Genomic DNA, 22,093 nt, shown 5'->3' with positions numbered 1-22,093 from the left:
TTAAAGATGCTTGTGCGATTGCGATTTGGCTTGTTCATCGGGGGACTTGGTGTCATCCGGCAGATACAACGGGCCTTTTTGACCACAGGCTGTAACAAGACAAGCGACCGCGACGAGCGCAGCAAGCGAAGAGATCAGGCGCTTCATGGCGAAATCCTTTGTAAAAGCATTAATTGCGCCCGAGTATACCGGCCACCCGACGGCTTGCCTATGCAGGGCTCCTCCCGTCCGGCGGGCTTTTGACGCGGCAGTGAAGGTATTGACCTGTCACGCCGGATTATCGCGTTCAGTCATGCCAATGACGGGTATGCTTTGCATTTGCCGAATGGCATCCGTATCTTGCCCCACTGCGCTTTCAGCAGACACTTTCCGAGGTTCCCGCAATGAGTTTGACCGAAGCCCGCTTTCACGACCTGGTCGATGCGACCCAGCAAAATCTGGAAGATGTGTTCGACGAGAGTGGCCTGGACGTGGATCTTGAAAACTCGGCCGGTGTGTTGACCGTCAAGTTCGAAAACGGCTCCCAACTGATTTTCAGCCGTCAGGAACCGCTTCGCCAGATGTGGCTGGCAGCGCGTTCAGGTGGTTTCCACTTCGATTACGACGAAGAACACAGCCGCTGGACCTGCGACACCAGCGATGAGCTGCTGAGCGAGATGCTCGCCCGCATGACGCTGGAACAGGCCGGTGTCGAGCTGGATTTCGACGAGATCTGATCGTGAGCCAGACCCCTCAGCCTGCTGCCGTCAGGCCGCCCAAACCGCTGTATAGCAACGTCAGCCCCGCCGTGCCCTCGCCATGCATCAGTACGTGCCGGCTGGATGAGCACAAGGTCTGCCTGGGATGCTTTCGTCATGTTGAAGACATTCGCGAGTGGCGCTCGGCCGATGATGAGCGCCGACGCCAGATCCGCCATGAAGCCGAGCGGCGTCGTTCTCACGCTGAAACAGGTCATGCCGCAGGCTGACGTCCCGTCGGGTTGTGTATTTATTGCACTGTGTTAGTGTCAGAACCTGCTTCTCTTGATAGGGAGGCCCGTCAAAACCCCGCCCAGCTCGGCGGGGTTTTGCTTTTATCACGCGCGGAAAAAGGAGTCTGCCCCGATCATGAACACTGCACCTTCACTCATCCTCACCCGGCTCGACGTACAGCGTCTTGAGAACCTGATCGACAGTCTGGACGATTCCACGCCAGGTGTCCTGGCGTTGCAGGCCGAGCTGGACCGCGCCGAACAGGTGGTCGGCCACGATGAAGTCCCTGCAGGCGTCGTGACCATGAACTCTCGTGTGCACTGCCGCGAAGAGGGCAGCGGCAAGGACTATCACCTCAAGCTGGTTTATCCACAGGATGCAGGCACCGAGGGCACCGTTTCCGTTCTGGCGCCGATGGGCTCTGCGCTGCTGGGTTTGCAGGTTGGTCAACACATCGACTGGCCCGCGCCGGGCGGCAAGACCCTCAAGCTGACGCTGCTCGCCGTTGAGTATCAGCCGGAAGCAGCAGGCGAGTATCAGTAAGCCTGTGGGCTTATCGACCGCCAGTGGTCGCGAGCTTGCTCGCGAATAAGGCAATACATCCGTTGAAGAGGCGGCGGCTGATGCATCGCCTTCGCGAGCAAGCTCGCTCCCACGGGTTTTGTGTTATCCGGCAGGATCTGTGTACAGCGCGGAGTTCAAGCTGACGGTGCTCGCTCCCACGGGGTTTGTGTTTATCCGACACCTCACGCGTCGTCCATCGCCTCATTGAGCAGTTTTTCCAGCTCGGCCTTGTGGCGCAGGAACAGGATGCTCTGGCCGTGCCCGTCATTGAGCAGGCCTGAAAGGTCCAGATCGGTGATGTAGCAGCGATAGCGCTTGGGCTCCAGGCGTTTGCCGAGAATCTGGCGAGCCACCGCCTGATACAACTGATCGCCATATTCGAGCTCGGAGAACTCGCTGTTGTCGCAGTACAGCGTGACGTTCAGTTGTCCCGGTGAGGTTTCCTCGATGATGGCCTGTACGTCATAGAACGGCTTGTCCGCCGCCGTCGGGGCGCGGCGTGGTTCTATGCGGCGTGCGCGTGACGCACCGGAAGGCATGAGCTGATAGTAGAGCGTCTCCAGCAGGGTCGGTTCGTCCGGGTTGTCCAGCGGCAGTGAAGCGCCTCGACGGTAGACCAGCGAATGAAAGAAGCGCTGCAACGGCATCAGCAGGCTTTGTTCGTCGTGCCAAGGTACGCGTTGATGCCAGAGCGAGTTGTGTTCATCCAGCACGTACAGGTCTGCCTCGTCGTCGCTGACGCGGTAGAACACCTGAATGCATTCCGGCTGCCCGAACGGCAGGATCAACGCCAGATCGTGACCGTCCAGTGCATGCGGGTCCAAATGCAGCGGGCTGTAGTGGGGCTGCTCTTCACCCAGGTATTTGAACAACCCGGGCAAGCTGTTGACCACCACGTGGCCGACCTGGCCGGGGACCATTTCCAGAATGTGGTACTGCTGCTGCACCTGAATCAGGTAGCGATGGTTGAGGCGCCGCGCGAGCAGCAAGCGTGCGGTATCGGTCAGTTCTTCAACCCGTTGGGCGATGGCGGGCGCCCGGTTATGGCAGAAGCAGCGCACATGGATGCGTGGCTGATTTGCGCCCTGAGGCAAGCTGCTCAGCAGCTCGCTCAGGCAATCCAGCAGTGCGTGCGGGCCGTCGTAGCGATTGACCAGCGTTTCATTCCAGCTATTGAGGGTGATCTGGTCTAGCGTGAGCACCAGATTTTCCCGAACGCCTGCATAACTGAGCGAGTCGGTACGCTCGGTCGTCATCAGGATATTCAAGTCGCGGTGATGCCTGAGTGGATCGACCCCCACGTTGACCAACAGCAGTATTTCCCTGGGTTCGCTTGGCCGCAACAGGGCGTCGTCGCTGACGTCGGGCAGCGGCAGCTCGATGGTCTGTTGCAAGGCACCGAGCAGATTGAACAGCTCGAATTCACTCAGGTCGCTGCTACCGGGATGCAGTGCGATGCGGGTCGTGGCGTCGATGACATTGTTGCGGTGACACCACGCCAACAGGTCGAGCAGCTCGCGACTGCGCTTGATCGGAGAAAAATTCGCCCATTCGTGTGTTCCCAGGCTGCCGTTGTACAGCGCCCATTGATGCTTGCCGGGCTCGCGCTTGTCCGGCGAGTGCACCAGCGTCAGGGTGTCTTCGGCCAGGTCAGGCGCGATGCCGGGGTTGATGAACTCGACCTTGCCCGCCTTGCGTTCGAATGCGGCATACAGGCGTCGTCCCAAAACCGTCAGGTCGCGAGCGTTGAGTGCGTCGGCGGTGCTCTGCAGTCGGGCGAACTGGGTCTGGAACCGGTAGCTGTAATTCAGCTCGTTGACCAGTGCGCGACGTTCGTGCGCGACCTGGCGGACTTTCCACTGGCTGCGACTGTCGAGCAGCGCCAATTGACGTTCATCCCAACCCCATTCCTGTGTCAGACGCTCCAGTAACTGCCGTTGCCAGCTGTTACTGCGCTGACGCGTCGGGCCGGTGAGCTTCTTGTTGACCTTCAGGTAGAGACTGCGTCGCACCAGCTCCAGGCGCTCTGACTCCTTGCGGGCCTGCAGGTGCTCCTCGATCCGGCGATACACGACCATATAGGGGTCGAGTTCGTCCAGGTCCAGTCGGTTGGCGAATACGGCCTGCTTGAAACGCATGCTCAGGCATTGAACGTCCGGGTGCTCGCTGGAGTACACCTCGATCAGCAGCAGCTTCAGAACGGATTTGTAAGGTGAGTCGATGGCCTTGAACAGTTGCCAGAGCCCGGCACCGACGAATTCGGCAGGCGGAATCTGCGCCATAGGCCCCAAATCGATGACTTCGTCGGCGCGAATGAAGCGCTTGGACAACAGCGTGTGGGTGTAATCCTCGTAGCCGTTCTCTTCGTAGACCGGCACCAGCCACCACATAGGCGTGCGCCCCGCGAGCCAGATGGCGGTGCGGTAGAACTCGTCGAGCAACAGGTAATGCTGGGTTGTGCCGCAATCGTCAGAACTGAGTTGGGTGTCGCGATCCCCCTTCCTGAAACGCTGCGGGTCGATCAGAAAGAAATGCGCTTCGGCGCCCATGGTCGTGGCCCATGCTTCCAGCGCCTGGCATTTCTTGCGCAGCTCGGCGACGGCGTCAGCTTCCAGTTCGCTGTCGTGGCAGACCCACACGTCCATGTCGCTCTGTTCGGCCTGCGCGAGCGTGCCGAGGCTGCCCATCAGAAACAGACCGTGGATGGGCTGTGGAGGATTGCCGTGCCTGACCTTGTACGAGAAGGAACGGGTCATTCGCTGGGCTTCGGCCAGCACCAGCGCGTCGGGCTCGTAATGGGAAACACCGGCAGGCGTACTGCTGGAGACATAGCCCGGCAATAGCGGATGGTTCACATGAAAGAACAACGGCAACAGGGTCAGCACGGTTTGCTGGCGCGTCGACATTCCTTCAATGGCGCGCGCGTACCGCCCGTCATTGAGAGTCAGGAACCGGTTACGCAGCTGGGTGAGAACCTTGCGGTCAATGCCCTCATCCAGGTCGGGGCGAATTTCAGGATTACGCGTCATCGCAACTCAAGGCATCTGGCCTGTGGCAGGCGTGGAATTACTGAGCAAGATGGCGAAGAAGGTTTGCAGCCGAAAGAATGCAGGTTCGGTCGGGTTGTTATTCTGGCGCCAATTTTCTATATCGACCGGTGCCGCGATAAATGAAGGGCCTGTGGCAGTGTTTTTGCGGCAGGCCCTCAGCTAATCAGGCAGCTTCTTTAGATACATCCAGAATGGTCAGCAACGACTGGGCGTGCTCGGCAGCCTCAAGCCCCAGGCTGGTGAGGTAACCGCCATCGACCTGAGTCGTCAGTCCTTTTTCAAAGAGTCTTTTTGCAGCGGCAATAGCGGAGGGCGAGGCCACGTGATGGACTTTGAGGCCTTCCTGGGTATTGCCCAGATTGAACAGTGCAAGGATTTCCAGTTCGGCAACCAGCTCAGGGGTATACGACATAGGTGCTCCAGACTTTTTGTAGTAGTACGACCTCGCAGGCTGCGGGTGTGCTCTGGAATCGACGTGTCCGTGCTGCGCTCGTCGGTTCTGGATGACCGCTGAAGCCGGCTTGGCGTGAGAGCCCCGGAGGATGTAGCGTCAGCGGGGCATTTGCAGTGTAGTCCAGCACTCTTGAACTTTGCAGCATATATCTGAAGGGTTTGAATCGAGGGGCCGGTTACTTCTCTGGAGGCAGCTCGGGCAGTGCGCGCAAGGCGGTTTCGTACCACTGGGTGTCGAACGGGCGGTCCTGATCCAGCAAGGCGTCGATCTCGATGGCCAGTACATGAGCCATCATCTCGAGGATGTTATCACGCTCATAACCGACCAGCGTCAGCTTGTTGAACGTGGCCTTGGCGGCAGGAGGATTGTCGGCCTCGATCTGGTTTTCGATGGCTTCGATCAGGGTCGAGGCGGCGAATTCTTCTTCATCATTGTCGATAGCGTCGGTCATGGCGATTCCTCAGGAAAGGCTCGCAGTCTAACCGGATTCCATGATCCGGACAGCCAGGACGTGCCCGACGTCTGTTTGTAGGAACGGTCTTTAAAATCGCCGAAAATGATACAAGTCATTGATTTTGAAAGTTAATTGAATAGGCTTCGGGTCGCCAGTGAATGGCTTATGCACACAGGGTCAAGGAGGCCGCCGATGCTGAAACTTTATGGATTTGCATCAAGCAACTACTTCAACATGGTCAAGCTGGCGCTGTTGGAGAAACAGTTGCCATTCGAGGTCGTGCCGCTGTTCGGCTGTCAAAGCCCCGAGGTGCTCGCCGTCAGCGCGCGTGGCAAGGTGCCGGTGCTGGGAACGGCCGAGGGTTTCATCAGCGAGACAGACGTCATTCTGCGTTACCTGGAAGAGACCTTTCCAGAACGGCCGCTGCTGCCTGCTGATCCGTTTTCCCGGGCACAGGTCTGGACCATCGCCAAGGAAATCGAGCTGTACATCGAGTTGCCGGCGCGGGTCTGCTACGCCGAAGTGATCTTTGGCGGCAGACCGACACCGCCTGACCTCAAGGCCAAGGCTCGCCGGGATCTGGTCAAGGGTGTTGCCGCACTGGCCCAGCGCGCCCGGTTCGCGCCTTACGTGGCAGGCGAGCGGTTCAGCGTGGCGGATGTGTATTTTCTGTACAGCATCGACCTGGCCCAGCAGGTGGGCGAGCGGTTGTTCGATGAGGATTTTCTGGGTGACATGCCGAAAGCACGAAGCTTGCTGGAGAGGTTGGCACTGAATCCGAATGTGCAGCGGGTGGCGGCTGACAGAGAGGCAGACTGGCCGACGTTCATGGCGCGTGTGAGGCCGGCAGGCTAGGCAGCGCCGATTTTTACCGTGGGAGCGGACCGGGCGGCGCTGCGCTTGTCCGCGAAAGCAGGCACATCCGACGCCAGCGCAGCGTCTGAAATGCAGCATTCGCGGACAACCGTGATGGCGTCAGCCTATTCACTGACAGGGCGCTGCAGAAATCGCATCGCCGGCAAGCCGCCTCCCACGGGATATGCATTTATCCAGTGAGAGGTATGTTTACCTCAGCGCCTTTGCACGATCAGCGACTCGCCAGCAACGCCTGCCCGCGAACCACTGCAGCGCGCACCTGCCCGGGTGCTGTGCCGCCGATGTGGTCACGCGCGTTCACCGAGCCTTCCAGGGTCAGCACGGCAAACACATCCTGCTCGATCTGATCGCTGAACTGGCGCAGTTCCTCCAGGCTCATTTCAGCCAGATCTTTGCCGGTCTCGACGCCATACTTCACAGCGTGGCCAACAATCTCGTGGCAGTCGCGGAACGGCAGGCCGCGGCGTACCAGATAGTCGGCCAGGTCGGTTGCGGTGGAGAAACCGCGCAGTGCCGCTTCACGCATGATGGCGTGTTTCGGCTTGATCGCAGGGATCATGTCGGCGAACGCGCGCAACGAGTCACGCAAGGTGTCGGCGGCGTCGAACAGCGGCTCCTTGTCTTCCTGGTTGTCCTTGTTGTAGGCCAGCGGCTGGCCCTTCATCAAGGTCAGCAGCCCCATCAGGGCGCCGAATACGCGGCCGCTTTTGCCACGCACCAGTTCCGGAACGTCCGGGTTTTTCTTTTGCGGCATGATTGAACTGCCGGTGCAGAAACGATCCGGCAGATCAATGAACTGGAACTGCGCGCTGGTCCACAGCACCAGCTCTTCGGAGAAGCGCGACAGGTGCATCATTGCCACGGAGGCTGCTGCGCAGAATTCGATGGCAAAGTCGCGATCCGACACGCCGTCCAGCGAGTTTCCGCCAACCGCGTCGAACCCCAGCAGTTTGCAGGTCAGTTCGCGATCGATCGGGTAAGTGGTGCCCGCCAGTGCGGCGCTGCCCAACGGCATGCGGTTCAGGCGCTTGCGGCAATCCACCAGGCGCTCGTAGTCACGGCTGAGCATTTCGAACCAGGCCAGCATATGGTGACCAAATGTAACCGGCTGTGCGGTCTGCAGATGCGTGAAGCCCGGCATGATGGTGTCGGCTTCGCGCTCGGCCTGGCCCAGCAGACCCTGTTGCAGACGAGTGATTTCGCTCAGGATCAGGTCGATTTCGTCACGCAGCCACAAGCGAATGTCGGTGGCCACCTGATCGTTACGGCTGCGACCGGTGTGCAGTTTCTTGCCGGTGATGCCGATACGGTCGGTCAGGCGCGCTTCGATGTTCATGTGCACGTCTTCCAGATCGACGCGCCACTCGAACGTGCCTGCTTCGATCTCGGTCTGAATGCTCTTCAGGCCTTCAATGATCGTGTCGCGCTCGGCGTCAGTCAGAACGCCGACCTTGGCCAGCATCGTGGCGTGGGCGATGGAGCCCATGATGTCGTGGCGGTACAGGCGTTGATCGAAGGTGACGGAGGCAGTGAAGCGCGCGACGAACGCGTCGACGGGTTCACTGAAGCGGCCGCCCCAGGACTGGTTGGTCTTGTCGGTGCTCATGGATTCGCTCGTTGCTCTACGGAAAGTGGCGTGCCCGATACGTGGCACACAGGCGGTTGCGATCATAGCAGGGTTGCCACTTTTTTATTTCCGGATGGCTTGCCGCTGGCCCGGCCAGAGCCGAGACTGAGCCGATGCGAGATGATCCTGTAAAGCGTGACGCCGGGCGTAGGCCCGGCAAAGAATTCTTCCTTCCCGAACTGTGCCTGCCGCAGGCCCTGCTCGTGCTTGTGGTGCTGGCCGAACTGCTGGTTCTGGTGTTGGTGCTGGTTGAGCCGATGCGCGCGGGTTTCGACTGGGTGCGTCTGGCGTTGATGTCGCTGTTCGTGCAGTGGATCGTGCTGCTGTCCGCCGCGCTGCTCTGCGGGCTGCGCCCCTGGCTGGCACGCCTTTCACCCGGACTTGCCGGACTGCTCGGCTGCCTGCTGGTGGTCGGCCTGACGCTGCTGTGCACGGCGGTGACGGATGTGTGCCAGCTCACCGGCAGGATCACGGTGGGCGGCATGGTGGATCGCTACATTCGCTATTCGTTGATTGCCCTGATCATGTCCGCACTGATGCTGCGCTACTTTTATCTGCAGAGTCAGTGGCGCAAGCAGCAACAGGGCGAATTGCGAGCCAGGATCGAATCGTTGCAGGCGCGTATCCGACCGCACTTTCTGTTCAATACGCTCAACAGCATCGCAAGCCTTGTGGCCAGCAATCCGGTCAAGGCCGAGCAGGCGGTGCTGGATCTTTCCGACCTGTTTCGTGCCAGTCTTGCCAAGCCTGGGAGCCTGGTAACGTGGGGTGAGGAGCTGGCTTTGGCAAAACGATATTTATCGATTGAGCAATATCGTCTCGGCGAGCGTCTACAGTTGGACTGGAGGGTGAGCGCAATTCCCGATGACTTGCCGATTCCCCAGCTAACCTTGCAGCCATTACTGGAAAACGCTTTGATTTATGGCATTGCCCCGCGAGTCGACGGGGGCGTGGTCACGGTCGAAGCAGACTACGAAGGGGGAGAGTTCATATTGCGCGTCAGCAATCCCTATGAAGAAGTTGCCACTCGGCAGACTTCCAACGGTACTCAACAGGCCCTGACAAATATCGGTGCTCGCATTACGGCACTTTTTGGCCCATACGCCAGTCTGAGCGTGGAGCGCCGTGACGGTCGTCACTACACCTGTCTACGCTATCCTTGTGCGAGACTCACGCAGGAAGCCAGAGCTATATGAATGTCCTGATCGTTGATGACGAACCCCTGGCCCGCGAGCGACTGAGCCGATTGGTCAGCGAAATCGAGGGTTACCGGGTACTTGAACCCAGCGCCACAAATGGTGAAGAAGCTTTAGCGCTGATCGATAATCTCAAACCAGATGTCGTGCTGCTGGATATCCGCATGCCAGGCATCGACGGGCTGCAAGTCGCGGCCAAGCTGTGCGAGCGTGAAGCACCGCCTGCCGTTGTCTTTTGTACCGCACATGACGAATTTGCCCTGGATGCCTTTCAGGTCAGCGCTGTCGGTTATCTGGTCAAGCCCGTTCGCCCTGAACACCTTATCGAAGCGTTGAGAAAGGCCGAGCGCCCCAACCGCGTGCAATTGGCGGCCATGACGCGTCCGGCAGCCGAAAGCGGTAACGGCCCACGCAGCCACATCAGTGCCCGAACCCGAAAAGGTATCGAGCTTATTCCGCTGGACCAGGTGATCTATTTCATTGCCGATCACAAGTACGTCACCCTGCGTCATGAGGGGGGCGAAGTCCTGCTGGATGAGCCGCTTAAGGCACTTGAGGATGAATTTGGTGACCGCTTCGTGCGCATTCACCGCAATGCGCTGGTAGCGCGTGAGCGCATCGAGCGTTTGCAGCGTACGCCGCTGGGGCATTTCCAGTTGTTTCTCAGAGGCCTCAATGGTGATGCATTGATCGTCAGCCGTCGTCATGTGGCAGGCGTGCGCAAGATGATGCAGCAGTTGTAGAAGCGTGCTGTGACGGTTTGCTCGCGAAAGCCGAGCCATGGTACTGGCGTCAAAACCTGGACCCTGGGTCATCCGGTTCTCTGCGAACAACCGCCTCCTTTCCCGCCGAATCCGTGGGCTGAAATCGTCGTAAGGACACGCCGTCAGGCGCTACTTTTCGGTCTACGCTGAAGTCGTTCCGGCTGAGCTGTTATTATCCGTCGCATTTACCCAGTACGGATCGTTCAATGTCTTCTCGCGAAATCCGCATCGCCACTCGCAAAAGCGCGTTGGCCCTCTGGCAGGCCGAATATGTCAAAGACCGGCTGGAGCAGGCGCATCCTGGCCTGATCGTGACACTGGTGCCGATGGTCAGTCGCGGCGACAAACTGCTGGACTCGCCGCTGTCAAAGATCGGCGGCAAGGGCCTGTTTGTCAAAGAACTCGAAACGGCGCTTCTCGAAAACGCAGCCGACATCGCTGTGCATTCCATGAAAGACGTGCCGATGGACTTTCCTCAGGGGCTCGGCCTGTTTTGCATCTGCGAGCGCGAAGACCCGCGCGATGCCTTTGTGTCCAACACTTACGCCAGTCTGGAGGCGTTGCCGGCCGGCAGTATTGTCGGCACCTCCAGCCTGCGTCGTCAGGCCCAGTTGCTGGCACGGCGTCCCGATCTGACGATTCACTTCCTGCGCGGTAACGTCAATACGCGTCTGGCCAAACTGGACAACGGTGAATATGACGCGATCATTCTCGCTGCCGCCGGCCTGATTCGTCTGGGCTTCGAAGACCGGATCACCAGCGCGATCAGTGTCGACGACAGCCTTCCCGCAGGCGGCCAGGGTGCCGTCGGCATCGAGTGCCGCAGTGTCGATGCCGAAATTCACGCCCTGCTCGCGCCTTTGCACCACGAAGACACGGCCGTGCGTGTGATTGCCGAGCGCTCACTGAACAAACACCTCAATGGTGGCTGCCAGGTGCCTATTGCCTGCTACGCGGTGCTTGAGGGCGATCAGATCTGGCTGCGCGGCCTGGTCGGCGATCCCTCCGGCAGCCTGTTGCTCCATGCCGAGGCACGCGCGTCGCAGACCGCTGCCCAGGCATTGGGTGTTCAGGTGGCCGAAGCGCTTCTGGCGCAGGGTGCGGCGAAGATCCTCAAAGCCGTCTACGGCGAGCCCGACGACGAATGAGCGCCTGGCGACTGCTGCTGACCCGCCCCGCCGAAGAGTCGGCGGCGGTGGCGAGTGTGCTGGCCAGCGCCGGTGTCTTCAGCAGCAGCCTGCCGCTGCTTGAAACCGAGCCTCTGACGTTGACGCCCGCTCAACGCTCGATCATCTTCGAGCTGCTCAATTATTGCGCGGTGATCGTGGTCAGCAAACCGGCCGCGCGCCTTGCCGTTGAACTGATCGACGAAGTCTGGCCGCAGCCGCCGATTCAGCCCTGGTTCAGTGTGGGCGCAGCGACAGGGCAGATACTGATCGATTATGGGCTGGATGCCCGTTGGCCCGAGCAGGGCGATGACAGCGAAGCGCTGCTCGATTTGCCGCAGTTGCAGGCCGCGATAGCCGTGCCGGGAAGCCGGGTCCTGATCATGCGCGGCGACGAGGGCCGCGAGCTGTTGGCCGAGCGTTTGCGCGAGCAGGGCGTCATGGTTGAATACCTGCCGCTGTACCGCCGTTATCTGCCACAGTATCCGGCCTCGGCGCTGACCCGGCGTATCGAGTTGGAACGCTTGAACGGGCTGGTGGTCAGCAGTGGACAGGGTTTTGAACACTTGCTGCAGTTGGCAGGTGATGCATGGCCGGACCTGGCCGTTTTGCCGTTGTTTGTACCGAGTCCCCGCGTCGCCGATATTGCGCGTGCGGCAGGGGCTCTGAATGTTGTTGATTGCCGGGGCGCCAGCGCCGCGGCATTGCTGGCAGCGTTGCGGGGTCAACCTCAGCCTGCCGTCAGGGCGTATTGATCGACACCTTGTCGTTTACGCTATTACGCCAAAATGCAAAGGATGGGATACGTGAGCGAAACAGCCTTGCCTAAAGACGAAGAATCGGTCGTGAAGACGCCGCAATCCACGCTTGATCCTGTGCGGCCTGAGCGCCCGGTCAATCGCAACAGCGGGTTGGTGATCCTGGCGCTGCTGCTGGGCATTGCAGGTGTTGCAGTCGCTGGCTGGGGTGTCTGGCAGCTACGTATGTTGCAGGCCGGGCATCAGCAACAGCGCGGTCAGGTTCAGGACATTGCCGATCAGACGTTGGCCCTTGCCCAGAGCGACCAGCAACTGACGGCGCGCCTTGCCCAGTTCCCGCCTGCCGATCAGCTTGAAGACAGCCGGCGTCTGGTCGCTCAACTGCAGGGCGACCAGCAGCGTCTGAGCCAGCGTCTGGAAACGGTTCTGGGTGCCAGCCGTAAGGACTGGCGTCTGGCCGAGGCCGAGCATCTGCTGCGCCTTGCCAGCCTGCGCTTGTCAGCGTTGCAGGACATCAATAGCGCCGAAGCACTGGTTCAGGGCGCCGATGAAATTCTGCGCGAGCAGGATGATCCGGGATCGTTCGCTGCCCGTGAGCAGCTGGCCAAGAGCCTGGGCGCCCTGCGTAGTGTCGAGCAGCCTGATCGCACCGGGTTGTTCCTGCAACTCGCCGCCCTGCGGGATCAGGCCGTACAGCTCAACAAGCTTGCACCCGAGTATGAAGACAAGGGTGAGTCCCTGTTGGGTCTGACCGCCGACAAGACTGAAGACAGTCAGTGGTCGCGCTGGTGGGACCAGATCTCCCATTACTTCCGCATCGATTTCAACGCCGACAAGGACATCCGCCCTGTATTGGCCGGACAAAGCCTGTCGCAGGTCCGTCTCGCCCTGAGCCTGACGCTTGAGCAGGCGCAGTGGGCCGCGCTCAATGGTGAGCCGCAGGTCTATGCGACCGCCCTGACGGAAGCCCGCAGCGTGCTGCAGGCCAATTTCAATCAGGATGATCCGCAGACCCGCTTGCTGGGCGAGCGTCTTGCCGCGCTGGCCGCGCAACCTGTTGCTGTCAAGACGCCTGATCTGGCGCAAAGCCTGAGCGCGGTTCAGGCTTACCTCGAACGCCGCCATGCAGCAGGCCAGCCGGTTGAAACGCAGCGGGGTACCAGCCCATGAAGCGCCTCTATGCAGTGTTGTTTATAGCCATCGTGGCGGCGGCGCTGATTGGCGTCGCCATCGCCGAGCATTCCGGCTATGTGCTGATCGCTTATCAGAACTTCCGCTATGAATCGAGCCTGTGGGCCACGTTGGCGCTGCTGGTGGTTGTCCTGCTGCTGATCGTGATGGTGCGTTGGCTGATTTATCTGCTGACGACGTCGGGACGCGTGGTCAACCCGTGGTCGCGCCGCAACCGTCGTCGCCGCATCCAGCTGGCGATCGAGCAAGGCCAGATGGACCTCGCCGAGGGGCGTTGGGCCAGTGCGCAGCGCCATCTGCATCGTGCTGCCGAAGCCGACACCCATCCGCTTCTGTACTACATCGGGGCTGCGCGTGCCGCCAACGAGCAGGGTCGTTACGAAGACAGCGACAGCCTTCTGGAGCGTGCACTTGAGCGTCAGCCGCAGGCCGAACTGGCCATTGCGCTAAACCACGCGCAACTGCAGCAGGACCGCGGTGACACTGACGGTGCACTGACTACGCTGCAGGCGATGAAAGAGCGCCACCCCCATAACCCTCAGGTACTGCGCCAACTGCAGCGGTTGTATCAGCAGCGGGGCGACTGGTCCGAGCTGATCCGCCTGATGCCCGAGCTGCGCAAGGATAAAGTCCTGCCGCCCAAGGAGCTTGCCGAGCTTGAGCGCCGTGCATGGGGCGAAAACCTCACGCTGGCAGCCTATCGAGAGGAAGGCGAGAGTGCGCTGACCGGTCTACCTTCGCTTGAAAAAGCCTGGCAGGGTCTTTCTTCCGCGCAGCGTCAGGAGCCGCAGTTGGTGCTGGCGTACGCAGATCAGTTGCGTCGCCTCGGTGCCGATGCTCAGGCTGAGGAAGTGCTGCGCGCGGCACTCAAGCGCGATTACCACAGCCATCTGGCCCGCCTGTATGGCCTGGTACGCGGCAGCGACCCGGCCCGGCAATTGCAGACCGCAGAAGGCTGGCTCAAGCACCACCCGGGTGATCCCAGCCTGCTGCTGAGCCTGGGCCGTATCTGCCTGCAAAGCCGACTGTTGGGCAAGGCTCGTGATTATCTGGAAAGCAGCCTTCGGCTTGAGCGCAACCCTGAAACCTGTGCCGAACTGGCCAGGTTGCTTGCTCAATTGGGCGAGACGGATCGCAGCAACCAGCTCTTTCAGGAAGGCCTCGGTCTGCTTGATGAGCGCTTTCTTGCCCGTCCGTTGCCAGCGCTGACCAGCGTCTGAGCTGATTGACGCAAAAAGCCCTGTTTCTCAGGGCTTTTTGCGTGCAAGGCACCTGTGATTAAAGCCGGCCGGTATGCTGCAGGAATATTCCTACGCGGGTGCGTCAATAAGCCGCACTGTCGTGTGTGTTGTTTCTTCATTTTGCAGCGACGTATCTGTACGGCATTGCCTTGAAAGCGGCGAGTCCTTTCCTCTACCGTTACCGCCTCGTCTCTTGTTACGGATTTGCCATGCACCTGGCTCGCACGCGTTTGTTGTTTTTTCTGGCATTCCTGACATGTGCTTTGATCATTGCCGCTGTCCTGTATCTCCAGCATAGCGTTGGGCTTGAGCCTTGCCCGCTGTGTCTGTTTCAGCGCGCTTCACTGGTCAGTTGTGGCGTACTCATGCTGGCCGCAGCCTGCCATTCCCCGAGTGCAGCTGGCTGGTGTCGGTATTGCGTCGGGTTGCTGGCGGTCGCGCTCACCGGGGTGACTGTTGCAGGGCTTCAAGTGTGGCTGCAAACCGCATCGGCCGAAGAACTGACGCCCGTGATCGCAACGCTGCAACAGGCGCTCGACAGCATTGCTCCAGGCCGATGGAGCGAGGGTTTGCCGGGCGGCGCTGCGTTTTGTGCGCAGATCACCTGGTCGCTGTTCGGCATCAGTCTTCCCGAGTGGAGCCTGCTGGCATTCGTCGCCATTGGCCTGCTCGCACTCTACCCATTGCTCAGTGAGCTGAGCCGCTGGATATCGGCCGAAAGTCGGACCGACGATTAAACGCTTGTATGAACTTTATCTCCTGCGTACCTTGAAGGCTTGGTCGAGCGGGCATAATCTGAGCCGCACGCGTCACTGGAAGTATGCTGTGCTGGTGCCTTCAACGGGCCAGGGTCTACAGATCGCCAAGGCCAGCACTAGGACCGCCTGCCCCTGAAGGGAAGAGAGAAGACCATGCTGGAAAGTTGTCAGAATGCTCAGGAACGCTGGGGTGGTGTCAATCTGTTGATTGATCGCTGGTTACAGGACCGCCACGAACTGATCAAGGCTTACGATGCGCTGGGCGACACGCCTGAAGCACTCGCGGCCGATCGCGCTGGACTGCAGAATTTTTGCGAAATTCTGGTCGATTATGTATCGGCCGGGCACTTTGAGGTCTACGAACAACTGGGCGACGAAGCCCGGGCGTTCAATGACGAGCGCGGCCTTGAGCTGGCTGAAACCCTTTACCCGCGTCTGGATGTCATCACCAAGTTTGCGCTGGCCTTCAATGACCGCTGTGACAAGGGCGATTGCTCCGACTGCTCGGTGGTCGCCAAGGAGTTCAACCAGCTGGGTGGCTTGCTTCACGAGCGCTTTGAGCTGGAAGACTGCCTGATCGAAGTGCTGCACAACTCCCACAAGGAAGAGGTCGCCGCACAGGTCTGACCGCTTCGTGATCGTTGCGTAGGTTGTTGCCAAGGGTGCTGTTGCACCCTTTTGCGTTTTTGCAGCGGCAGTTTATTGCGAGACAGCGACGAGTTCGATCTCGAACACCAGCGGGGTGAACGGATCGATCAGGTCGCCCGCGCCTTCTGCGCCATAGGCTTGATCCGAGGGGATCACCAGTCGCCATTTTGCGCCCGTTGGCATTCCCTGCAGGGCGGTGGTCCAGCCGCTGATGACGCTGTCGAGCCTGAACCATTGCGGTTGTGTGCTCTGATCGAAGATCGTGCCGTCCGGCAAGCGACCCACATAGCGAACTTCCACCCGACCGTTCACATCCGGTTTCGGCCCGGTGCCCGGCGTCAGTTCGGTCATCAGAATGCCGTCGGCCAGCACTTTGACGCCAGGTTTGGCCTTCTCGCTTTCCATGAAACGCTTTTCCGCGCCCAGCGCAGCTTCGGTCGGCGCGTCCGTGCCTGTGGTTTCGGCCTGGGCCATGGCCGCATCGTGCTCGCGCAGGATCTGATCGATGCGCTCCTGCTTGAGCGCCAGTGGTTTGCCCTGGTAAGCCTGCTTCAAACCGTCGACCAGTGCTTTGAGGTCCAGGTCAGGAACCTCCTGATGCAGACGTTCGCCAAGGCTTGCGCCCAGGCTGTAGGCAAGGTCGCGTGAATCGGTGTTCGGAGGGGTTTCAGTGGCCTGAGCCATGGGTAGCAAGAGAAACAACGACGTTAACAGGTAGCGCGACATGGATGCTCTCCGGCCTGGGAAGTCAGCGATTATGCCAGTGCAAGCGCCTGCCGTGACGGGTCTTGCCAGGTGAATTTCGTAATGCCCTGGTAGCGGGCGTATTAATCATTTTGTGCAGTATGCAACAGGCCGCCTTTCATGGTGTCAAGATGCCCTAGCGGCGATGCGAGCAGAAGTCTAGTATGAGCCGCAATTTCGTCAGCCAGGAGGTAAGTCATGTCGGCCAAAAAGAAGCCAGTTAACACTCCGTTGCATTTGCTCCAACAATTATCGGGCAGCTTGCTAGAACATCTGGAAGACGCCTGTTCCCAAGCTTTGGCTGATGCCGAGAAACTGCTCGCCAAGCTTGAGAAACAACGCGGAAAGGCGCAGGAAAAACTGCACAAGTCCCGCACCAAATTGCAGGATGCTGCCACGGCCGGTAAGGCCAAGGCACAGACCAAGGCCAAAGACGCCGTGTCTGAACTGGAAGAACTGCTGGACGCTCTCAAGGATCGTCAGACTGAAACCCGCACCTACATTTTGCACCTCAAGCGTGATGCGCAAGAGAGCCTGAAGCTCGCTCAGGGCATTGGTCGCGTCAAGGAAGCGGTTGGCAAGATTCTCACCACCCGTGACGCCAAGCCTGCTGCGCCAGCCAAATCGGCAGCAGCCAAGCCGGCATCTAAATCTGTCGCCAAGTCGCCTGCTGCCAAGCCTGCCGCCAAAGCGCCAGTGAAAACTGCCGCGAAGCCGGTTGCCAAATCGGCAGCGGCCAAACCTGTTGCAGCCAAAGCTCCGGCAAAAGCGCCAGCAAAAGCAGCCGCTAAACCGGCTGCCAAGGCTCCAGCTGCCAAGCCGGTCGCGGCCAAAACGGCGGCTGCCAAGCCTGCTGCTGCAAAAGTCGCTGCACCTAAAGCTGCAGCCAAGGCACCGGCTGCAAAACCGGCCGCAAGCGCCGCTGCCAAGGCTCCGGTAAAAGCGCCAGCCAAGGCTGCGGTAAAGCCCGCTGCCAAGCCTGCTGCAAAACCTGCCGCTGCCAAGGCCGCTACGACCGCGACACCTGCGGCCAAGCCTGCTGCCGCCGCTCCAGCGCCATCGGCCGCGCCTGCACCAGCAGCATCCAACGGTACGACGCCAACCAGCGCTTCCTAAGGCTTGAGGGTGTCATCGGCCGCGATGCGCAGCACCTGCAGCGCATCGCGGCTTTTTTTCGCGTCCTGATCGACCAGCCCGTTCAGCCACGCACTGACGTCCTGCTTTTCTCGGCATGGCCATGCTTGAACCCGCGTTTCGAGCCGACTCAGCAATTGCTGTTCCGCCTCCAGTTCCAGCGCTTTCACCTGAGCACGCAGCGCACTCAGCGACGCGTCCTGACGCGCCGCCTCTCGCCATTGCATGCGCACTTCGCGCAGCGGCCGCACCACTTCATCGTGCCAGGGCGTCGCCAACTGTCCGATTTCCATCAATCGTTGCGCCGTGCATTCAACGCCACGCACCCCCAGCCATACGCCGCACAACACTGCGCACACGTTGGCCCCGTTGGCTTGCAGCTCAAGACATGCCTGTTCCACACCCGGTCGGGCGTAAAAATCCAGGGTGAAACTCCAGAGGTCTGTAGGCATAGTGATCTACCTGTTCGGGACGAAGCTGGTAGACTCCGCCGCCATTATGATTCGACTTCAAAGCCTTACCTTACAGCGTGGTCCGCAACGTCTGCTAGAAGACGCCGAGCTGACCCTGCACGCCGGCCATAAAGCCGGTCTGATCGGTGCCAATGGTGCCGGAAAATCCAGCCTGTTCGCGTTGTTGCGCGGCGAGCTTACGCCCGATGCCGGTGACTGTCTGTTGCCTGCTGACTGGCGCATCGCTCACATGCGTCAGGAGGTCGACACGCTCGAACGCCTGGGCGTGGACTACGTGCTCGATGGCGACGTGCGTCTGCGCGAGGTTCAGCGCCTGCTGGCCGAAGCAGAAGCGGCGCAGGACGGTGCTGCACAGGCGCGCCTGCACGCAGAACTCGACAGTGCTGACGGCTATACCGCCGATGCACGTGCCCGCAAGCTGCTGGCAGGACTCGGCTTTACCAACGAGCAGATGGAACGTCAGGTCGGCAGCTTTTCCGGTGGCTGGCGCATGCGCCTGAACCTGGCGCAGGCTCTGATGTGTCCTTCGGACCTGTTGCTGCTCGATGAGCCGACCAACCACCTGGACCTCGATGCGATCCTGTGGCTCGAAGACTGGCTGAAAAGCTATCCGGGCACCTTGTTGCTGATTTCCCACGACCGGGATTTTCTCGATGCCGTGGTCGATCACATCGCCCATGTCGAGCAGCGCAAGATCACGCTCTACCGGGGTGGCTACAGTGCCTTCGAGCGCGCCCGTGCCGAACGTCTGGCCCAGCAGCAACAGGCCTACGAGAAGCAGCAGGTGCAACGCGCGCACATGGAAAAATACATCGCGCGCTTCAAGGCCCAGGCCACCAAGGCGCGGCAGGCCCAGAGCCGGATCAAGGCGCTGGAGCGCATGGAAGAGCTGTCCGCGGCGCACGTGGACTCGCCTTTCAACTTTGTTTTCCGCGAATCCGACAAGATATCCAGCCCTTTGCTGGACCTGTCCGACGCGCGTCTGGGCTACGGCGACAAGACCGTCCTGGAGAAGGTCAAACTGCAACTGACGCCGGGAGCGCGTATCGGTCTGCTGGGGCCTAACGGCGCAGGCAAATCGACGCTGATCAAGAACCTGGCCGGTGAACTGCAACCACAAAGCGGCCGACTGGTGCGCGGCGAGAACCTGACCGTGGGCTACTTCGCCCAGCATCAGCTCGATTCGCTGGACGCCAAGGCCACGCCTTTGCTGCACTTGCAGCGTCTGGCGCCGACCGAGCGCGAGCAGACCCTGCGAGACTTTCTGGGCGGTTTCGACTTCCGCGGCGCGCGTCTGGATGAGCCCGTGCTGAATTTCTCCGGTGGTGAAAAGGCGCGCCTGGCGCTGGCCTTGATCGCTTGGGAAAAACCCAATCTGTTGCTGCTCGACGAACCGACCAACCACCTCGATCTGGAAATGCGTCTGGCGCTGACCATGGCGCTTCAGGAGTTCGGCGGTGCGGTGCTGGTGGTGTCTCACGATCGGCACTTGCTCAAAAGCACGACCGACGATTTCCTGCTGGTCGCTGACGGCCGTGTTCAGGAGTTCGATGGCGATCTGGACGACTACACGCGTTGGCTGGCTGACTACAGGTTGCGCAACGCGCCGGTCAGCAACACGCCGGTCAACGCCGACAAGACGGACAAGAAAGCCCAGCGTCAGCAGGCCGCCGCACTGCGTCAGCAACTGGCCCCGCACAAGCGCGAGGCTGACAAGCTGGAACGCGATCTGGGCACGCTGCACGAGAAGCTCGCCAAGGTCGAAGAGGCACTGGCCGACAGCGCCAACTATGACGCCGCCAACAAGGACAAACTGCGCGACCTGCTGGCCGAACAGGCGAAGCTGAAGGTGCGTGAGTCCGAGCTGGAAGACGCCTGGATGCAGGCGCTGGAGTTGCTGGAGTCGATGCAGGCCGAGCTGGAAGCCTTGTCGTGATGGAGATGCTGGGTTTGCCTGTTTCTGCGTATTGGGTCGAACCGATTCTGCTGGGTGCGCAAATCCTGCTGATTCTCCTGGCAGGTTATGTGCTGCAGCGGATCGTCGGACGTTTTCTGACCGGCCTGGGCGAGCGTTATCCGTTGCCGCCCGAGCTTCTGGTACCGGTACGTGGCGGTCTGCGCTGGTTGATCATGGGCAGTGCGTTCGTGTTTGTGCTCGGGCGTCTCGGCGTGTCGGCCACCGTGCTGTGGACGGCCTTGTCTGGCTTTGTAGCCGTCGCCGCTGTGGCGTTTTTCGCCATGTGGAGTGTGCTGTCCAACCTGCTCTGCGCGATTCTGATCTTCACCATCGGCCCGTTCCGTATCGGTGATCTGGTCGAGCTGGTCGACACGCTGGACAAGCCTGGCGTCAAAGGCCGGGTGGTCGCCATCAACCTGATGTTCACGACCCTGATCGAAACCCCGGAAGCCGGTGGTGCACTGGTTCAGGTGCCCAATAGCCAGTTCTTCCAGAAGTCGGTGCGTCGCTGGCGCGGGAGCGAACAGTACCCTCAGTCCGCCATCCCGACCCCGCAGGACGAGCAGGATTAGAAATCAATAGTCACGGCGCGCGTTACGCACTAATTTAGCGAGCATTGAACTTTGCTTGAGGTGCGTGATGGCGCTTGAAACGTGGCTGGGCTTTTTTGCGGCCTGCTGGATTATCAGTCTTTCCCCTGGTGCAGGCGCTATCGCCTCCATGTCGTGCGGCCTGCAATACGGCTTTCTTCGCGGTTACTGGAATGCGCTCGGTTTACAAATCGCGCTGGTGGCGCAGATCGCCATTGTCGCAGCCGGGCTGGGTGCGGTGCTCGCCGCGTCCGAGCTGGCGTTCACCTTGATCAAGTGGTTCGGCGTGGGGTATCTGGTCTATCTGGGCATCAAGCAGTGGCGGGCGCTGCCCATGGACCTGTCCGATGAGTCGGCTGTCCGCCCGGTCGGCAGTCCATTGAGGCTGATTCTGAGAGGCTTTCTGGTCAATATCAGCAACCCCAAGGCGCTTGTCTTCATGCTGGCGATCCTGCCGCAGTTCATCGACCCTGCTGCGCCGTTGCTGATGCAATACGTGATCATCGCCGCCACCATGGTGGTCGTGGACCTGACGGTCATGGCGGGCTATACGGGGCTTGCGTCGAAGGTGCTGCGTGCGTTGAAAACACCCCGTCAGCAGCGTCGTCTCAATCGCACCTTTGCCAGTCTGTTTGTCGGGGCTGCCGGTTTTCTCGCGACATTGCATCGCGGCACGGCCTGATCCGCATTGCGCGAGCCGCCTGTGATGAGCGGCTCGCGAACGCAGCTTGTCGCTAGCGCAGGATGCGCGGTGCTTCGTCTCGGGGCAGGCTGTTCTGCGGTTGACGTTGCTCGGTGTATTCCACCTCGCCGCGCAGTTGCTCACGCAACTGGCGCGCCACGTCTTCGCCAATCGATTTGGACACGTCGCGAATCACGCGACCACGATTGAGCGACACCTTGATGTCCCGGCCATTCACCAGCTTGGTGTCCTGGCCCTCACCCATGGCGGTAAACGCGGAGGTCACTTCGTAGGTACGGGTGTTGATCAGGCTGAAATCCGCCACCAGTGTCAGTGCCAGAATCGCCGAATGGCTGTCCGTGTTGGCGATCTCGCCGACGTCCTGCTGGAAGTCGATATCCGAGACCGTGCCGAACAGCACGTAGTCCGCGCCCTTGAAGTTGCCGTTCTTGATGCGCTTGATGACGTCGTAAACGTCTTCTTTCGAACTGGCGGTGTAGGGCGTGCCCTGCACCAGCTGGAACATGCCGGACTTGAGAATCTCGCCCTTGATGTCGCCGCTGAACTTGCGCAGTTCGCCTTGCTCGATGTAGCTGGTGCGCGACTCGTACTCGTCATAGCTCGACGAGCCGCTTGCGCTGTAACGATTGGCCTGCAGGTTGGCGCGGGCCGAAACGGTGTGGATGTACTGCTCCACGCGCTCCTGAAAAGCCATGTCTGTCACTGCGATCTTCGGGGCAGCCTGCGCACCTAAGGCGCAGACCATGCCGATAATGCCAATCCATGCGCGCATCT

General features: G+C 60.3%; 24 protein-coding genes. 16 read left to right on the top strand and 8 right to left on the bottom strand.

All coding sequences use genetic code 11. The features are described from left to right. Window positions 1-147, bottom strand: a complete 147-nt coding sequence (gene lptM, locus H8S56_RS14860; protein ID WP_032610549.1) for an LPS translocon maturation chaperone LptM — start codon at window positions 145-147, stop codon at window positions 1-3. A gap of 236 nt (window positions 148-383) precedes the next feature. On the opposite strand from lptM, the gene cyaY reads away from it, so the two are divergent. From cyaY to rnk, 3 genes are all read left to right on the top strand, one after another. After that, window positions 384-716, top strand: a complete 333-nt coding sequence (gene cyaY / locus H8S56_RS14855; protein WP_024687457.1) for an iron donor protein CyaY — start codon at window positions 384-386, stop codon at window positions 714-716. Then, complete coding sequence (locus tag H8S56_RS14850) at window positions 716-967, top strand: DUF1289 domain-containing protein (protein ID WP_408003818.1); 252 nt, start codon at window positions 716-718, stop codon at window positions 965-967. Before cyaY ends, H8S56_RS14850 begins: the two co-directional genes overlap by 1 nt. A 139-nt stretch (window positions 968-1,106) precedes the next feature. Then, window positions 1,107-1,514, top strand: a complete 408-nt coding sequence (rnk, locus tag H8S56_RS14845; protein ID WP_024695085.1) for a nucleoside diphosphate kinase regulator — start codon at window positions 1,107-1,109, stop codon at window positions 1,512-1,514. Window positions 1,515-1,717: 203 nt separating this feature from the next. Here rnk and H8S56_RS14840 read toward each other — a convergent pair whose 3' ends face one another. The 3 genes from H8S56_RS14840 to H8S56_RS14830 all read right to left on the bottom strand — a co-directional run bounded on the left by H8S56_RS14840 (window position 1,718) and on the right by H8S56_RS14830 (window position 5,490). Continuing rightward, window positions 1,718-4,564, bottom strand: coding sequence for a class I adenylate cyclase (locus tag H8S56_RS14840; protein WP_187519057.1), 2,847 nt, complete (start codon window positions 4,562-4,564; stop codon window positions 1,718-1,720). 184 nt (window positions 4,565-4,748) lie between these two features. Next, window positions 4,749-4,997: a TIGR02647 family protein gene (locus H8S56_RS14835; RefSeq protein ID WP_024686361.1), complete on the bottom strand. Its 249-nt coding sequence runs from the start codon at window positions 4,995-4,997 to the stop codon at window positions 4,749-4,751. Between the two features lie 217 nt (window positions 4,998-5,214). Beyond that, window positions 5,215-5,490, bottom strand: a complete 276-nt coding sequence (locus H8S56_RS14830; protein WP_187519056.1) for a hypothetical protein — start codon at window positions 5,488-5,490, stop codon at window positions 5,215-5,217. A gap of 195 nt (window positions 5,491-5,685) precedes the next feature. Between H8S56_RS14830 and H8S56_RS14825 the strand changes: the two genes are divergently transcribed. Further along, the gene (locus tag H8S56_RS14825) at window positions 5,686-6,348 is read left to right on the top strand and encodes a glutathione S-transferase family protein (protein WP_187519055.1); all 663 of its coding nucleotides are present in this window, start codon (window positions 5,686-5,688) and stop codon (window positions 6,346-6,348) included. 232 nt (window positions 6,349-6,580) lie between these two features. Here H8S56_RS14825 and argH read toward each other — a convergent pair whose 3' ends face one another. Then, entirely contained in the window at window positions 6,581-7,975 is a 1,395-nt protein-coding gene (gene argH, locus H8S56_RS14820) for an argininosuccinate lyase (protein ID WP_024689330.1), read from the bottom strand. 134 nt (window positions 7,976-8,109) lie between these two features. Between argH and H8S56_RS14815 the strand changes: the two genes are divergently transcribed. The 8 genes from H8S56_RS14815 to H8S56_RS14785 all read left to right on the top strand — a co-directional run bounded on the left by H8S56_RS14815 (window position 8,110) and on the right by H8S56_RS14785 (window position 15,697). Then, entirely contained in the window at window positions 8,110-9,192 is a 1,083-nt protein-coding gene (locus H8S56_RS14815; protein ID WP_024689331.1) for a sensor histidine kinase, read from the top strand. Beyond that, the gene (locus H8S56_RS14810) at window positions 9,189-9,935 is read left to right on the top strand and encodes a LytR/AlgR family response regulator transcription factor (protein ID WP_024689332.1); all 747 of its coding nucleotides are present in this window, start codon (window positions 9,189-9,191) and stop codon (window positions 9,933-9,935) included. Before H8S56_RS14815 ends, H8S56_RS14810 begins: the two co-directional genes overlap by 4 nt. Before the next feature lie 227 nt (window positions 9,936-10,162). Further along, a complete protein-coding gene (gene hemC / locus H8S56_RS14805) occupies window positions 10,163-11,104 on the top strand; it encodes a hydroxymethylbilane synthase (RefSeq protein ID WP_024689333.1) in 942 nt (313 codons plus the stop codon). Beyond that, window positions 11,101-11,877 carry a uroporphyrinogen-III synthase gene (locus H8S56_RS24525; RefSeq protein WP_024695822.1) on the top strand — a complete coding sequence of 259 codons (777 nt, stop codon included), beginning with the start codon at window positions 11,101-11,103 and terminating at the stop codon, window positions 11,875-11,877. Before hemC ends, H8S56_RS24525 begins: the two co-directional genes overlap by 4 nt. A 51-nt stretch (window positions 11,878-11,928) precedes the next feature. Then, a complete protein-coding gene (locus H8S56_RS24520; RefSeq protein ID WP_328803405.1) occupies window positions 11,929-13,050 on the top strand; it encodes a uroporphyrinogen-III C-methyltransferase in 1,122 nt (373 codons plus the stop codon). Next, a complete protein-coding gene (locus H8S56_RS14795; protein ID WP_187519054.1) occupies window positions 13,047-14,291 on the top strand; it encodes a heme biosynthesis protein HemY in 1,245 nt (414 codons plus the stop codon). The genes H8S56_RS24520 and H8S56_RS14795 overlap by 4 nt, the downstream gene beginning before the upstream one ends. Before the next feature lie 230 nt (window positions 14,292-14,521). Further along, the gene (locus H8S56_RS14790) at window positions 14,522-15,049 is read left to right on the top strand and encodes a disulfide bond formation protein B (protein ID WP_187519053.1); all 528 of its coding nucleotides are present in this window, start codon (window positions 14,522-14,524) and stop codon (window positions 15,047-15,049) included. A 174-nt stretch (window positions 15,050-15,223) separates the two neighbouring features. Continuing rightward, window positions 15,224-15,697, top strand: coding sequence for an Rsd/AlgQ family anti-sigma factor (locus tag H8S56_RS14785; protein WP_024689338.1), 474 nt, complete (start codon window positions 15,224-15,226; stop codon window positions 15,695-15,697). A gap of 72 nt (window positions 15,698-15,769) precedes the next feature. On the opposite strand, the gene H8S56_RS14780 is transcribed toward H8S56_RS14785, so the two are convergent. Beyond that, window positions 15,770-16,444, bottom strand: a complete 675-nt coding sequence (locus H8S56_RS14780; protein ID WP_024689339.1) for an FKBP-type peptidyl-prolyl cis-trans isomerase — start codon at window positions 16,442-16,444, stop codon at window positions 15,770-15,772. Between the two features lie 216 nt (window positions 16,445-16,660). On the opposite strand from H8S56_RS14780, the gene H8S56_RS14775 reads away from it, so the two are divergent. Next, a complete protein-coding gene (locus H8S56_RS14775) occupies window positions 16,661-17,578 on the top strand; it encodes an AlgP family protein (RefSeq protein WP_187519052.1) in 918 nt (305 codons plus the stop codon). Here H8S56_RS14775 and H8S56_RS14770 read toward each other — a convergent pair. Beyond that, window positions 17,575-18,048, bottom strand: a complete 474-nt coding sequence (locus H8S56_RS14770; RefSeq protein WP_187519051.1) for a TIGR02444 family protein — start codon at window positions 18,046-18,048, stop codon at window positions 17,575-17,577. The two genes, H8S56_RS14775 and H8S56_RS14770, sit on opposite strands and share 4 nt — an antisense overlap. 46 nt (window positions 18,049-18,094) lie before the next feature. On the opposite strand from H8S56_RS14770, the gene H8S56_RS14765 reads away from it, so the two are divergent. From H8S56_RS14765 to H8S56_RS14755, 3 genes are all read left to right on the top strand, one after another. After that, window positions 18,095-20,005 (top strand): ATP-binding cassette domain-containing protein, encoded by a 1,911-nt coding sequence (locus H8S56_RS14765; protein ID WP_024689342.1) that lies wholly within the window; start codon window positions 18,095-18,097, stop codon window positions 20,003-20,005. Next, window positions 20,005-20,598, top strand: coding sequence for a mechanosensitive ion channel family protein (locus H8S56_RS14760; RefSeq protein WP_024689343.1), 594 nt, complete (start codon window positions 20,005-20,007; stop codon window positions 20,596-20,598). Before H8S56_RS14765 ends, H8S56_RS14760 begins: the two co-directional genes overlap by 1 nt. Before the next feature lie 67 nt (window positions 20,599-20,665). Beyond that, window positions 20,666-21,298 carry a LysE family transporter gene (locus H8S56_RS14755; RefSeq protein WP_024689344.1) on the top strand — a complete coding sequence of 211 codons (633 nt, stop codon included), beginning with the start codon at window positions 20,666-20,668 and terminating at the stop codon, window positions 21,296-21,298. 52 nt (window positions 21,299-21,350) lie between these two features. Here H8S56_RS14755 and H8S56_RS14750 read toward each other — a convergent pair whose 3' ends face one another. Beyond that, window positions 21,351-22,091: a hypothetical protein gene (locus H8S56_RS14750; protein WP_024689345.1), complete on the bottom strand. Its 741-nt coding sequence runs from the start codon at window positions 22,089-22,091 to the stop codon at window positions 21,351-21,353. Between the last annotated feature and the right edge of the window lie 2 nt (window positions 22,092-22,093).

Source organism: Pseudomonas triticifolii (genome assembly GCF_014358015.1).
GTDB lineage: Bacteria > Pseudomonadota > Gammaproteobacteria > Pseudomonadales > Pseudomonadaceae > Aquipseudomonas > Aquipseudomonas triticifolii.
This window is presented reverse-complemented; position numbering and strand designations above follow the sequence as displayed.

What these genes read in the sequence shown, in the direction of transcription:
- lptM (WP_032610549.1), bottom strand. Translation starts at nt 147, where the DNA reads ATGAAGCGCCTGATCTCTTCGCTTGCTGCGCTCGTCGCGGTCGCTTGT.
- cyaY (WP_024687457.1), top strand. Translation starts at nt 384, where the DNA reads ATGAGTTTGACCGAAGCCCGCTTTCACGACCTGGTCGATGCGACCCAG.
- rnk (WP_024695085.1), top strand. Translation starts at nt 1,107, where the DNA reads ATGAACACTGCACCTTCACTCATCCTCACCCGGCTCGACGTACAGCGT.
- H8S56_RS14840 (WP_187519057.1), bottom strand. Translation starts at nt 4,564, where the DNA reads ATGACGCGTAATCCTGAAATTCGCCCCGACCTGGATGAGGGCATTGAC.
- H8S56_RS14835 (WP_024686361.1), bottom strand. Translation starts at nt 4,997, where the DNA reads ATGTCGTATACCCCTGAGCTGGTTGCCGAACTGGAAATCCTTGCACTG.
- H8S56_RS14830 (WP_187519056.1), bottom strand. Translation starts at nt 5,490, where the DNA reads ATGACCGACGCTATCGACAATGATGAAGAAGAATTCGCCGCCTCGACC.
- H8S56_RS14825 (WP_187519055.1), top strand. Translation starts at nt 5,686, where the DNA reads ATGCTGAAACTTTATGGATTTGCATCAAGCAACTACTTCAACATGGTC.
- argH (WP_024689330.1), bottom strand. Translation starts at nt 7,975, where the DNA reads ATGAGCACCGACAAGACCAACCAGTCCTGGGGCGGCCGCTTCAGTGAA.
- H8S56_RS14815 (WP_024689331.1), top strand. Translation starts at nt 8,110, where the DNA reads ATGCGAGATGATCCTGTAAAGCGTGACGCCGGGCGTAGGCCCGGCAAA.
- H8S56_RS14810 (WP_024689332.1), top strand. Translation starts at nt 9,189, where the DNA reads ATGAATGTCCTGATCGTTGATGACGAACCCCTGGCCCGCGAGCGACTG.
- hemC (WP_024689333.1), top strand. Translation starts at nt 10,163, where the DNA reads ATGTCTTCTCGCGAAATCCGCATCGCCACTCGCAAAAGCGCGTTGGCC.
- H8S56_RS24525 (WP_024695822.1), top strand. Translation starts at nt 11,101, where the DNA reads ATGAGCGCCTGGCGACTGCTGCTGACCCGCCCCGCCGAAGAGTCGGCG.
- H8S56_RS14795 (WP_187519054.1), top strand. Translation starts at nt 13,047, where the DNA reads ATGAAGCGCCTCTATGCAGTGTTGTTTATAGCCATCGTGGCGGCGGCG.
- H8S56_RS14790 (WP_187519053.1), top strand. Translation starts at nt 14,522, where the DNA reads ATGCACCTGGCTCGCACGCGTTTGTTGTTTTTTCTGGCATTCCTGACA.
- H8S56_RS14785 (WP_024689338.1), top strand. Translation starts at nt 15,224, where the DNA reads ATGCTGGAAAGTTGTCAGAATGCTCAGGAACGCTGGGGTGGTGTCAAT.
- H8S56_RS14780 (WP_024689339.1), bottom strand. Translation starts at nt 16,444, where the DNA reads ATGTCGCGCTACCTGTTAACGTCGTTGTTTCTCTTGCTACCCATGGCT.
- H8S56_RS14775 (WP_187519052.1), top strand. Translation starts at nt 16,661, where the DNA reads ATGTCGGCCAAAAAGAAGCCAGTTAACACTCCGTTGCATTTGCTCCAA.
- H8S56_RS14770 (WP_187519051.1), bottom strand. Translation starts at nt 18,048, where the DNA reads ATGCCTACAGACCTCTGGAGTTTCACCCTGGATTTTTACGCCCGACCG.
- H8S56_RS14765 (WP_024689342.1), top strand. Translation starts at nt 18,095, where the DNA reads ATGATTCGACTTCAAAGCCTTACCTTACAGCGTGGTCCGCAACGTCTG.
- H8S56_RS14760 (WP_024689343.1), top strand. Translation starts at nt 20,005, where the DNA reads ATGGAGATGCTGGGTTTGCCTGTTTCTGCGTATTGGGTCGAACCGATT.
- H8S56_RS14755 (WP_024689344.1), top strand. Translation starts at nt 20,666, where the DNA reads ATGGCGCTTGAAACGTGGCTGGGCTTTTTTGCGGCCTGCTGGATTATC.
- H8S56_RS14750 (WP_024689345.1), bottom strand. Translation starts at nt 22,091, where the DNA reads ATGCGCGCATGGATTGGCATTATCGGCATGGTCTGCGCCTTAGGTGCG.